The sequence below is a fragment of the Xenorhabdus szentirmaii DSM 16338 genome (genome assembly GCF_002632585.1).
In the GTDB taxonomy this organism is placed as follows: Bacteria; Pseudomonadota; Gammaproteobacteria; order Enterobacterales; family Enterobacteriaceae; genus Xenorhabdus; species Xenorhabdus szentirmaii.
In genome coordinates, this window is record NZ_NIBV01000001.1 from 432,820 (window position 1) to 444,917 (window position 12,098).

9 protein-coding genes and 2 pseudogenes are annotated in these 12,098 nt (G+C 42.0%); 9 read left to right on the top strand and 2 right to left on the bottom strand.

The features are described from left to right. The first annotated feature begins 10 nt into the window (after window positions 1-10). From Xsze_RS02030 to Xsze_RS02065, 8 genes are read left to right on the top strand one after another with little or no spacing between them, the layout of a single operon-like run. Window positions 11-919 (top strand): radical SAM protein, encoded by a 909-nt coding sequence (locus tag Xsze_RS02030; protein ID WP_038240521.1) that lies wholly within the window; start codon window positions 11-13, stop codon window positions 917-919. Between the two features lie 21 nt (window positions 920-940). Then, window positions 941-2,170 carry a glycosyltransferase gene (locus tag Xsze_RS02035; RefSeq protein ID WP_038240522.1) on the top strand — a complete coding sequence of 410 codons (1,230 nt, stop codon included), beginning with the start codon at window positions 941-943 and terminating at the stop codon, window positions 2,168-2,170. Window positions 2,171-2,190: 20 nt separating this feature from the next. After that, window positions 2,191-2,898, top strand: a complete 708-nt coding sequence (locus Xsze_RS02040) for a radical SAM/SPASM domain-containing protein (protein ID WP_051462484.1) — start codon at window positions 2,191-2,193, stop codon at window positions 2,896-2,898. Continuing rightward, window positions 2,888-3,910 carry a glycosyltransferase family protein gene (locus Xsze_RS02045; RefSeq protein ID WP_038240523.1) on the top strand — a complete coding sequence of 341 codons (1,023 nt, stop codon included), beginning with the start codon at window positions 2,888-2,890 and terminating at the stop codon, window positions 3,908-3,910. The genes Xsze_RS02040 and Xsze_RS02045 overlap by 11 nt, the downstream gene beginning before the upstream one ends. A gap of 39 nt (window positions 3,911-3,949) precedes the next feature. Further along, window positions 3,950-5,497, top strand: a complete 1,548-nt coding sequence (locus tag Xsze_RS02050; RefSeq protein WP_051462485.1) for a GMC oxidoreductase — start codon at window positions 3,950-3,952, stop codon at window positions 5,495-5,497. A 2-nt stretch (window positions 5,498-5,499) separates the two neighbouring features. Continuing rightward, the gene (locus Xsze_RS02055; RefSeq protein WP_038240524.1) at window positions 5,500-6,483 is read left to right on the top strand and encodes an ABC transporter ATP-binding protein; all 984 of its coding nucleotides are present in this window, start codon (window positions 5,500-5,502) and stop codon (window positions 6,481-6,483) included. Between the two features lie 40 nt (window positions 6,484-6,523). Continuing rightward, window positions 6,524-7,297 (top strand): ABC transporter permease, encoded by a 774-nt coding sequence (locus Xsze_RS02060; RefSeq protein ID WP_038240525.1) that lies wholly within the window; start codon window positions 6,524-6,526, stop codon window positions 7,295-7,297. Next, on the top strand, window positions 7,297-8,085 hold the full coding sequence (locus tag Xsze_RS02065; protein WP_038240526.1) for an ABC transporter permease: 789 nt from the start codon (window positions 7,297-7,299) through the stop codon (window positions 8,083-8,085). Before Xsze_RS02060 ends, Xsze_RS02065 begins: the two co-directional genes overlap by 1 nt. Before the next feature lie 247 nt (window positions 8,086-8,332). Here the strand turns inward: Xsze_RS02065 and phoA are convergent, their stop codons facing one another. Together phoA and Xsze_RS02075 are read right to left on the bottom strand one after the other, a co-directional pair. Then, window positions 8,333-9,775 carry an alkaline phosphatase gene (gene phoA / locus Xsze_RS02070; RefSeq protein WP_038240527.1) on the bottom strand — a complete coding sequence of 481 codons (1,443 nt, stop codon included), beginning with the start codon at window positions 9,773-9,775 and terminating at the stop codon, window positions 8,333-8,335. A gap of 851 nt (window positions 9,776-10,626) precedes the next feature. After that, window positions 10,627-10,905 (bottom strand): annotated as a pseudogene (locus Xsze_RS02075) (group II intron reverse transcriptase/maturase); the annotation flags it as partial. Between the two features lie 91 nt (window positions 10,906-10,996). Here Xsze_RS02075 and Xsze_RS02080 point away from each other — a divergent pair. Beyond that, window positions 10,997-12,025: pseudogene (locus Xsze_RS02080) on the top strand (IS110 family RNA-guided transposase). The last annotated feature ends 73 nt before the right edge of the window (window positions 12,026-12,098 follow it).

Here is a 12,098-nt window from a genome sequence, read left to right on the forward strand (position 1 = left end):
AGGGGGTGTTATGTCAGATATAACTAATGTAATACATAGTATTCAACCGCCTTCAGCTTGGCCTCCCGTAACCCGCAGGGTACGCCGTTATCGTAATATTGTGATTAAAACTTCCTGTAACTTACGTTGCAGCTATTGCGAAGTAAAACGAGCTAAAGTGAATACGGAAGCAGTTATTAATTCAATAACGCGAATTATGGAGCGTTTTAATCCGAGTGATACTCTCTTTCGAGTTGAAGCGGATGGAGAGATTACACTTTACCCGAAAATACTCGATTTTCTGGCGGAAAGTGTGAAAAAAGGCTATTTCATCGAAGTGCTCACAAATGGCACACGTTTTCCTGCCTGTTTGCGTCCCGATTTGCTCTGGGTCATTTCTGTTGATGGACATACTGAGCAAATGAATAAGGCTCGTGGTTTAAAACAAAAACAAATCGATATTATTTTAGATCATGCAGTCAACCTTTCTGCTGAACTACAATGTGTCTATCACGGCCAATCCGTTGAAGAGATCAATGAATTTATAGATACCTTACAGGCTCGTAATTTCTCTGGCCGTTTACATTTTTTACCCCTATTAGCCACGAAAGGGCGACCACTTACTGTACATCTCAATTACGAACAACTCCATAAAGCGCCCTTTTTGGAACGTAAGGCATTTTTCGATCGTTGGGATCATATTTACCAACATGGACGCCGTGGTGATTTCATCTGTGACCAGATCCGCAATGGTTTCAACTATTACATAGAGGGTGAAAATATCTCCATGGTGAAATGTGATTGTTATTCTCCAGTTCCTAGTCATTTAGAAATTGAAGGATTACAGGACGAGCGAGAATACAACAACTTTCCTTGTGGCACTTGTCTTTCCCATCAGGAATTTAATAACCAACGTGACCGTATGGCTCTGTATGATTAAATAGCTAAAGAGGAAATAGTAATGCGTGTATTACGGTTAACTCCCTTTTTTCATCATCCTGATGTCAAAAACTGGCCCGCTAAATATGACTCTGTAGGGGGAATGCAAATTCAAATCTGGCGACAAGCGATGTGGATGGCTCAACAGGGAGTACAACAGCATGTAATGACTATCGGCTTTCCCGGACTGCCACACGAACGCCATTTACATCCCGAACTCTGTGTAGAGAGAACTTATATTCAGTTACCTGAATTCCGCTCAGAACTGTCTGGATTAAAGGGCCTTACTCTATCTTGGGCACTGGCTACATTATTTACGATCCGCAAGAAAACGCGACAAAAGCCTTTTGATCTGATTCATCTCCATCTTGATGGACAGATCCCAGCGTTGCTGGTCGCTTATCTGGTTCCTAAATTGTTACCTTGCCCTCTGATACTGACTATCCACTGTTCACGACTTTCCGTTTATCAACCGATGTCTATCTGGGATCGCATGACACATAAACTGGCTCGCTCTCTGGAGCGTAAAGCAGTGAAACTCGCAGCAACAACCATCGCCCTGACTGAACGTACTACTGCTGTTATTCGTCCTTATGCTCGTCGCGTAGAAATCATTCCTGACGTTGTCGATCCCAAACAATTCCGGCATCCCGGAGAATCAGCAATACAGGCATTTCGGCAGAAATATAGATTAAAAACAAAAAACATTGGCTTTATTGGTCGTATAGCAAAAGAAAAAGGCTGGACACACTTTGTTGCTGTAGCTGATCGTCTGCGTCATCTTGACTTGCATTTTTTAGTGGTAGGAGATGGCCCACAACGACACAGACTCGAAGAGACTATTGCTCAATATCATCTAGAATCCAAATTTACTATCACGGGATTCATCCCCAATGATGAGGTGGCAACCGCAATTGCTGCATGTCATGTCATTGTCATGCCGTCAGAACACGAAGAGTTTGGTGGTGTTTCCATTGAAGCGACTTCTGTCGGAGTACCGGTGGCAGCCTATGCAGTTGGCGGCATTAACGAAATACTGGGCAAAATTTCGCCTGAATTACTTGCTCCTGCCGGAGATATAAAGCAATTAGTTAACTGTATCAACCGAGCACTAGCCCAACCTCAGTGCACTCCCATCATCAATGAGAATGATGGTACTAAAAATCCGATAGAAATCTTTGCACCAGACACTGTACTGCCGCGATTAATAAATATCTATCACGAGCTAGTAGAGCAATCTGTTACCAAATAACACTCTTAAGGATAAAGCATATGTTTTCGATGGTAGAGATTGAAATTAATTCACGATGCAACCGACGTTGTGTGTACTGTCCTAACGTCATAGCACCGCGCGATGCCCCTAACAGAATGAAACCCGAGCAATTTGAGCGTATCATCGACAGATTAGAAGAGGCGAATTTTACTGGAAGACTTTCTTACCATTTTTATAATGAACCACTACTACATCCTAAATTACCGCAATTTGTCGCCAGAGTCACTAAACGGCTGCCGGAGGTGAGGCAAATCCTGTATAGTAATGGTGATTATCTAACTGATGAAAAATATCAGCTGCTACATAAAAATGGTATTAAACAGTTTATTATCACTCAGCACGACAGCAAACCTGGAGCCCCCAAACCTGATCTTATCTGGCTTATTCCTGATCAGTTACAGCTAACCAATCGTGCGGGCAATGTGATTGCCGGGCCAGAAATTGTCTCAAATCTTCCCTGTTTTGCTCCCTCAGATATGTTGATTATAACTATCACAGGGAATGTCGTACTTTGCTATGAAGATAACAAAGAAGAAGTGGTTCTCGGCAATATATTTGATAGCCCTATCATGGAAATCTGGAATTCACCCCAATTCCGTCAAGCTCGTGAAGCGCTTTCATGTGGAAATCGAAATGCAACGGAAATTTGCCGCCGTTGTAATAACCGCTCACATCAAAAAAGTGAGGCGTTTGATTATGTCCTTTAAAAAAACGCCACAATATGTGGTATTGATAGAGCGGTATCCAGACAATTTTGATCGTCGTGGATGGGGGGGAATAGAAACGGCCTATTGGAATCTTGCGCACATCCTGCCTCTCTGTGACGTTGAGGTCATTTGGTATTCTGCACAAGAATACCCAACATTTGATAACTTGGCAGAGAAAATTTCATCCCAAAATATCACAGCTATCATTCCGTTAATGGAAAGTGAGTTATTTCGTGCTGGTCAACAAGCGCCAGAGTCTCTGAGACAACGCACTATCCGAGTTTGGCATGATGTTTCATTACTCACTGACTCCCATGCTATTTTGTCTGCCTGCCATGCCCATCAGCTTGGAGCAAATTCCTCCGATTGTATTGCCACTACCGCTGCTCCAGACGCCTACGCCGCCGATATCTTTTTTTATGAGGCCCCATGGACATATTGCTTTCCCAAACGACATTACATTCCTTGGGCAGCAGATCATATTCCCGCCCGTAATTACCATTCCCCCAACGGCCCAGTAGTTTTATTAGCAGGTAAAATAGCACTCGAGAAACTCTCTCCGGTTGTAGAGGCTTGTCTGGAGCAGGGATTGCATCTGCACATCCTTTTTAATAACTGGTCTAAACGGGGCAAAGAAGCCAAGCACTATTTTAATGGCTTAAATTTGGATGAACGACATAAGGTTTTCGATTATTACGATCTGGAACACGATCACGAGCTGATTTTTGGTGGAGCCAGTGCCGCACTAGTATTAAGTGATTATCACGAGACATTTAATTTTCTATCCGCCGAAGCCGTACAACTGGGTATACCGGTTGTGGCTTATGCCCATTCGGGTGCTACACGTCGTTTTGCCGCTCACCTCATTGAAGATAACAACGCCTTACTTGATTGGTTGAAAGAAGAGGGTATTTCGGGGCTGACCCCTGTTCCCCGAACTCATTGGTCATGGAATGACGTGGGAATAGCTTATAGCCGATTATTACACAGTATGGCAGCGTGCTACCGATGAAAGCAAGTAGTGATAACAGATTTTGGAGAAAATAATAAGATGTCAATTCAAAAAAAGATACAGTTAGGTGCGCGCCATTTTCATGGATTAAAACAGGCACCAATTGAGTTAGTTGCCGACGCTTGCGTGATAGGTAGTGGTGCTAGTGGTGCAGTAGTTGCGAATGCACTGCAAGCATGTGGTTGGTCGGTCATTATGGTTGAAGAAGGAAACCTACTTGCGCCTAAAGTCACACAAGAAGAGGTGGATGATTATTCACCCATGGCAGAAATTAAAGGGGTAAATGGCTGGGAAGAGCGAGGATGGCCCTGGAGTACGCGAAATGTAGGCGGGGGCACACTCTTTTATGGCGGTGCATCTTTCCGTTATCAGGATTGTGATTTTGATGCTCGCTCTTGGTTATCAGGTATTGGACTTGATATTGCTTGGCCAATTAATTTAGCTGATTTAGAAAAATACTATGCTATTGTTGAGAAACAATTGCGTGTCAGTGGCGGGCCATACACAGCACCCGCAAAAGAGGGAGGCTATGCCCTCCCAAGATCATTGCCTGCGGATGTCATGGCAGCGGCGGCAAAACAGCTCGGTTATCATCCATTCACAACTCCGATGGCGATTGATCCTAAACTCTGCACACAAGAAAAACGTTGTATTGATTTCCAATGCCCCAACGGTGCTAAAAGTGATGTCTTGAATATCTATATCAAACAGTTGGTTAACCACTGCAATTTTACTCTCCTTTCAGGTATCCGAGGCGTAGCGCTGGAGCAAGAACGCGCAGGGCAAATTAGTGCACTGCGTTGTCTAGATCTAGAAGATGGTAATATTCGCCATGTAAAAGCACGGTATTTTTTCGTTGCCTGTAATGCAATACAGAGTGCGGCACTTTTATTGCGATCAGTCACCCATTTTGCTCCCAATGGTATTGGTAATCGGCATGATCTCGTTGGTCGTGGACTATGTATGAAACTCAGTCAGCGTATACGTGGTGTAGTGCCAGTAACTAATACCATGAGTAATCATGCTATTGGTCTTCGTGGCCCTTTCTCTACGTTGGCGATCTTGGACCACTATCTTGATGCTCGTTGCCCTAGTGGAATGGGGGGATTAATTTACGAAGCTCGTACCATCTCTGCCCCCGATGAATTCCCTAAACTACTACCCTTAGAATTAGAAACCATCATTGCAGATACTCCGGCCTATGAAAATCGGGTGAAACTCTCTTCTCATCGTGATATTTGGGGAATACCTAAAATAATGATCGACTATCAGACAGTCCCTCATGATTTGGCACGACTGTCCTATATGGCTGAACGAGCTGTTGATATTCTTCACGCCGCAGGTGCCACACAAATTTATTCTAAGCGTACTCGTTCTGAAGAAGGAAGTACTCACCTACATGGCACATGCCGCAGTGGTACAGATCCGACCCGTTCAGTTTTAGATCCTAATTGTCGAGTCCACGAACTAGAAAATCTTTATGTTGTGGATGGCAGTTTTATGCCTTTCCCCGGCGGATTAAATCCCACTCTCACCATTCAAGCAAATGCATTACGTGTCGCACAGCATGTTGTTGGAGTTGACTGAATATGATCCGAGCAGAAGAAATTTCCAGAACTTATCGAGTGCATCAGCGTAACGAGAGTTTCCATTCAGCACTGCTCTCACTTTGGAAAAGGAAGTATGAAACTGTTGCTGCACTAAAAAATGTCAGCTTCCAGATAGAAGATGGTGAGAGAGTAGGAATACTAGGCCCTAATGGTGCAGGAAAAACCACATTGATAAAGTTACTCAGTGGGTTATTACATCCCAGCAGTGGACGAATAACCGTCGAGGGATACACACCCTATTTACGTGAAAAAACTTTTCTGCATAGCATTGGTCTTGTTATGGGTAATAAAGGGCAATTAATCTGGGATTTGCCCCCCGTTGATACGTTTGAAATGATCCGAGTACTGTTCGAAATTCCCTTACCTGTACATAACAAAACGCTGAAAGAATTAAGCGAATTACTGCAATTGAGCAGCATCATGACCAAACCCACCCGTCAGCTTTCATTAGGGGAACGCATGCGATGTGAAGTGGCAGCCTCATTGATACATCAACCTAAGGTTCTTTTTCTTGATGAACCAACTATTGGCCTTGATGTCGCTATGCAAGCCTCTTTACGTGATTTCGTTGCTGAATATAATCACCGCCACAATGCCACTATTCTACTGACTTCACACTATATGGAAGATGTACGAGTATTGTGTCAACGAATTATTATTGTTGATCAGGGCGCGATTTTCTATGATGGAGACCTGCGAACCTTCACAGCAAAACAAAACCCTGAGAAAATAATTTCATTTTCGATGAATCGCCAGATTAATATTCCCGATTTTTCACGTTTTGGTTCACTCATTTCACAAACCGAAGAACGTTCCCAAATTCGAGTACATCGCGATCATGTACCTAGACTTGTACATTTTCTGGTTGAGCAACAACTGGCGATTGATCTCACTATAGAAGATCCTCCTTTGGAAGAAATACTACGCCAGATTTTTGGTCATCCCAACCAAAATAAAATCTAAAGCCAAACAAAAATAACTTTCTGAATAGAGGCGAACCGACATGCTTTTCGCTCTTATAAAAGTCCGATTATTTGAAACATTCTCATTCCGAGCCGAATTTCTGCTCTGGCTCGTCACACTCAGTATGCCATTAATCATGCTGGTTTTTTGGCGCTCAGTAACTCAAGATGGTTCTTTTCAAGGCTATACCACAGAGGATTTTAATCTTTACTATATTGCCGTTCTTGTTACCACTATATTAACCAGCTGTAACAGTGTCTGGGAAGTTAACGAAAATATCCGTCTTGGTGAACTTTCATTTTGGTTAATGCGCCCTATTCATCCTTTCATTAACTACCTGGCAATTACTATTGCCGAACTGATATTAAGTCTAATTGTTGCTATACCTATTTTGATATTGACTCTGGCGATGAATTTTCTGAGCCAACCATTCAGTTTACCACAATTTAGCTTATTTATATTTGCATTATCAGGGGCTTTTTTAATCAATCAAAGTATTCATTTGCTGATTGGAGGTTTGACTTTTTGGATTGAGCGTTCATTGGTTATACATAAAATGTATGTAGCTGCCAGTAGTGTCCTATCAGGCTATATGTTTCCTTTAGCCTTATTACCAAAATGGGCAGAAAATATTGCCAATTGGCTGCCATTCCGATTTGTAATTTCGTTGCCAGTAGAGATATTAACCGGAAAACATTCTCTGCTTATTGCTACTCAATGGGTAATTTTACAGTTCATATTCGTGGCCCTACTGTGTGCTACTGCTCTTTTGGTCTGGCGGCAAGGCGTCCGCCGTTATTTGGCGTTTGGATAATGAGACATTCTCTTTCAGTCATTCGTATGGCATTTATTTTAAGTGTAAAACGTTCAATACAATACCGTTGGGATTTTATAATAGACGGTTTACTCTCACTTACCATGGCGGTGCTGCAACTTTTACCATTGTTAGTATTGTTTAACGAACGAGGCTCTATTGCAGGTTGGTCTTTTGATGAAATGCTGGTACTAATGGGCTGGTATATGATGTTAACTGCTACTGTCGAAGGCTTAATTTCTCCCAGTCTTTCATCTGCCATGTCAGGTATTCGAACAGGTTTATTTGATTATATTTTAATCCGACCAGTCGATTCACTGTTTCTCTGTTCGCTTATTGATATCAGACTATGGAAATTGATTGATTTTTTCTTTGGGCTTGGTCTGATTATTTATGCTCTTATACAGCTAGATATTCAGCCATCGATTATTAACGTTGCTATGGCTATCATTTTATCAATAGGAGGGCTTGCCACAACTTACGCTTTGTTTATTCTAGCGATTGCTACCTCTTTTACATTAATTCGCATACAAAACTTGACCAATGTTATCTCTTCATTATTGGGTTTTGCTCGCTGGCCTATACACCTATTTGGTATGCCTTGGAGGCTAATATTTAGTTTTCTAATCCCCATTGGTGTCATGACCAGTGCTCCAGTTATGGCACTGTTAGGGATGTTAAATTTACCTCTAGCACTAGGTTCGCTAGGAATAGCTACCTTTTTCTTTATCATATCACGATTAGTTTGGAAACGTTCATTACGTGGTTATCGTTCGGCTTCTAGTTGAGTAAAAACTTATTTTCATAGAGGTAATACCATTCGTTTAAGAAAAATGAGAGTACCGATTATCATTTTTTCAATTTAAAGAACCCAAAAGAAGCAAGTAGCCCGAATTTCATTTAAGCCGTCACCGGAAAATCTTCTTCTGAGTAGAAAACCGTCAGTGATGGCTTAGACAGAATTCAGGTTACGTAAAATCACTCGTACATCATGAATATTGCGCGAGTGATTGTTATAAGAAACTATCCTATATATTATTTCAAACCCATAGCATCCCGTATGGTAAAAAACATATCTGTTTGATCGGTTAATCCAACAATATTTGCAGCGTGTGGGCCATAAGCTGCTACACGTAATTGTGTACCGGTATGTTTCTGAGAAGTTGTTTCAGAATTACCATAACTCACCGTGATAACAGCTTCATCTCTAGTAATCAGTGAACGGGTCAAACCAGGAGCTTTAACATTAGGTTCAATAATTTGACTAGAATGTCCATGATCCGCTGCGACAATCACTAATGTATCCCCGTATTGTTTGGCAAATTTCAAACCAACTTGTACTGCCTCATCCAAAGCAACTACTTCACCAATTTGTGCACATGGGTTTGCCGAGTGTTCATAATCATCAATCAATGCACTTTCTACTTGCAAAAAGAAGCCATTTTTATTGGTTTTTAATAGTTCAATAGCTTTTTTAGTCATTTGTGCTAATGTCGGCTGCTGTGGACTTCTTTTCGAATTCAGTTTGCATTTCACAGGAGCTTCGTTAATATTTCCATGATAAATTGCTTTTGGCCCCTCCCACATTTCATGTAAAACCTCTTCATTAAATACTCCCAATAAAGGGCTGTTTTGATTTGCGGCTTTAACCATATTCAATGATGCAACATCTGTTACCCATTGATACCCTTGTTCCAACGCCTGTTGTTTCAACGTTTTTCCTATATTGATGCCAGCCATTGACCGCTGGGAAAAAATATCTATTCCCCCTCCTAATGTCACATCTGCACGTATAGCCAGAAGTTGCTCCGTAATAGACCCTTTTCCACCTTTTTCAAGAGAATCATCAGGACACATTTCTGAAGTTTCTATTGGTCCATAACATTCACGCCTTGTAATATGAGCATACAATGCTGCAGGTGTGGCATCTTGAACCTCGGCTGTAGTGACATTACCAGTTGCTTTTCCATTCTTTTTTGCTAGCTCCAATAAAGTCTGGTAAGAATTGCCAAAAACATCGATCGATAATGCACCATTGTAAGTTTTTACTCCCGTTGCCCAAGAAGTTGCTGAGGATGCAGAGTCCGAAACATAATTTATTTTTTTAGTTTCTTTATCTAAGGAATAATGAGTATATTGTCCTGTAAAAGGTAGAGCATCAATTCCTTCAAATACCCCTCTTGCTCCTTTAGCATAATTACGTGCTAGAGTTATTTCAGAGTCCCCCATCCCATCACCAATAAACAAAATAATATTATGAGCTTTTTCATTATTCAATGCGGTCCGAAGTGCTTCCGTTTGATCTTGTGTAAGTCTGCGAGCTCCCCCAAATTCTGTAATATCTACTTTTCTCACATTTTCGTCTAATCCACTCAAATTTTTATCTGAATTAGTGATAGCCCATGTGGATAAGCTAGTTCCTGAAATTAGAAATACACTAAAAAACTTAATTAAATTCTTTGCACAATTATAAAGCATTAGCATTCCCTATATATGAATGAAATCAATGAAACTTAATAATCACAAATATTAAGAAAATTAAAATAATTAATATTATTAATACATGAAAGAAAAAGATTATATGTTGTATTCATACACTGGGTATTAACAATTAATTTTTTTCAAAACACATCATCCAATGTTCTGTTTTGCTTATTTTTTTCTGGTGTCTTGAAAGCATTTTGGGTTAAGTATTCCTTCGTTTTCTGTAAACAAAAACGATTTCTGACCATGCCTTATGAAAAACACCATTTAATATGGCTCATAACCAAATTCAACTATTGCTGGAGGCTTCCAATAAAAACACTGCCGGAAGTAAACGTCTTACCAGACTAAATCTAAACAATAGCCCCGCCAGAGAATATTTTCTTCCAGAGATTTATGGCCTGTGGCAAAACTTCGCCCACTTTTATGCGATTTAAGTTAATTAAACAGAGACTTAGCCTACCAACGACAACGGTAAACGGCCATAATATCGTCAGCGGTAAATTCGGTTGCAGATAAGTTCGTCAACCACAGACAATAACGGCGTTCTTCGACCACCCAGCACTGCGAGACCTTTTGAAAATACTGATTATCGAAGTGACCCGCATTCGCCAACAGTAGACGGTTACGCAAGGTTTTTGGAGCGGGTAACCTGACTTTACCTCAGCCGCTATGTTCTCTTGAACCAGTCCCAGATACTGGCAAAATGGCGACCATTCTTGAAGTTTGTGCTGTAGCCCAAGACTATCATCAAAGCTGGTACTCCCAGAGGATCGATACTCGGTAGAGTCAGTTATCCTCTTGTTGTGTACTCAGATGGCTGAGACGTTTATCCAGCTCTTTCAGAGGGAGTCCCTGAGTCCTTTCAATTTGGCGGCGAAGAGGTCTTTTCGGCTACTAAATTTCAGTCGCCAGAAACCCTTTCATGATTGTCCCTAATAGCAGGTAAACCCCAGAAAGTTAAACGTAGGCAGACGCTTGCCAAACTGATTTGCTCTCAGTGCTGCGATGTGTCCCGCAGGAATGAGTTGCGATTTGTCACCGTGTAATTCCAGACTGTATTTATTTAGTCGCTTAGGTAACACCTTATAAAAGCTCTTTGCCTCACTCAGGAACTCAAAGGTGTTGTGATGTGATGGACGTTCCCTTTTTCAGTGGCTGACAGTGTCATCTTTAACTTTATACTGAGTATATTGCATTTCGGAAGATCTTCTCATGAACACAATTAAAGTGGTGGGCATTGATCTCGCCAAAAACGTTTTCCAAGTCTGTGTCTGGTCAACGGATAATTCTGTGGCCTAGAATAAAAAAATCTCACGGCAAAAATTGCTGGATACACTCAGGACGTTTCCGCCCAATACCCTCATTGCGATGGAAGCTTGCCAGGGCGCGCACTACTGGGGAAGAACGCTCCAGAACATGGGCTATGAAATCAAGCTTATCCCGACTCAGCATGTCAAGGCATTCTGTAAAAATCAAAAAAATGATGCTAATGATGCGCTGGTCATTTGTGAAACCGCCTGCCGCCCCGGGATTCATTTTGTTCCTGTCAAAACGGTCGAACAACAGGATATCAAAGCCCTGCGTAGTGCACGGCAACTCATCGTGGAACAACGTACCGCATCAGTTAATCAAATGCGGGTGTTGCTCGCTGAACAAGGTCTTGTGCTCCCCGCGGGCATTCAGCAACTCCGGCAAGCCCTGCCTGATATTCTGGAAGACGGAAACAATGCTTTATCCTTTGTTCTTCGTCGCCTGTTGCATTCATTACAGGACGATATGCGGCGATTTGATGCTCGTCTTCACGAAATGGATAAAGAGATTCAGGCGGTTTCAAGTCAGCAATCGGGTTACGCCCACTTACTGACCATTCCCGGTGTGGGGCCGTTGATTGCCGCCGCTTTTGTCAGTGACGTCAATGTAGATCAGTTCGCGCAGGGTCGTCAGCTCTCGGCCTGGTGTGGGCTGGTGCCACGTCAATACAGTTCTGGAGGGAAAATCCATCTGTCAGGCATGACCAAACAGGGCAACCGTCACCTGCGAACGTTAATCATACACGGTGCCCGGGCGGTGATGCGCTGTTGTCAAAAACGTGATGATGCATTGGGCGAGTGGTTAAGAAAGTTACTTGCCCGATGTAGCTTCATGAAGGCCACAGTCGCTTTAGCGAACAAACTAGTGCGCATTATCTGGCGCATTTTGAAAGATGATGTGGATTTTATGGTGAAGAAAGCGGTGAATTAACAGATTGAAAAAGACGTTTTATTGAGTTTGCATACACTGATGAAAAAACGGCTACCGTCCCTGTAATAGCCTG

Bases quoted from the DNA above. Each gene is read 5' to 3' on its own strand.
- Xsze_RS02030 (WP_038240521.1), top strand. From the start codon at position 11: ATGTCAGATATAACTAATGTAATACATAGTATTCAACCGCCTTCAGCT.
- Xsze_RS02035 (WP_038240522.1), top strand. From the start codon at position 941: ATGCGTGTATTACGGTTAACTCCCTTTTTTCATCATCCTGATGTCAAA.
- Xsze_RS02040 (WP_051462484.1), top strand. From the start codon at position 2,191: ATGTTTTCGATGGTAGAGATTGAAATTAATTCACGATGCAACCGACGT.
- Xsze_RS02045 (WP_038240523.1), top strand. From the start codon at position 2,888: ATGTCCTTTAAAAAAACGCCACAATATGTGGTATTGATAGAGCGGTAT.
- Xsze_RS02050 (WP_051462485.1), top strand. From the start codon at position 3,950: ATGTCAATTCAAAAAAAGATACAGTTAGGTGCGCGCCATTTTCATGGA.
- Xsze_RS02055 (WP_038240524.1), top strand. From the start codon at position 5,500: ATGATCCGAGCAGAAGAAATTTCCAGAACTTATCGAGTGCATCAGCGT.
- Xsze_RS02060 (WP_038240525.1), top strand. From the start codon at position 6,524: ATGCTTTTCGCTCTTATAAAAGTCCGATTATTTGAAACATTCTCATTC.
- Xsze_RS02065 (WP_038240526.1), top strand. From the start codon at position 7,297: ATGAGACATTCTCTTTCAGTCATTCGTATGGCATTTATTTTAAGTGTA.
- phoA (WP_038240527.1), bottom strand. From the start codon at position 9,775: ATGCTTTATAATTGTGCAAAGAATTTAATTAAGTTTTTTAGTGTATTT.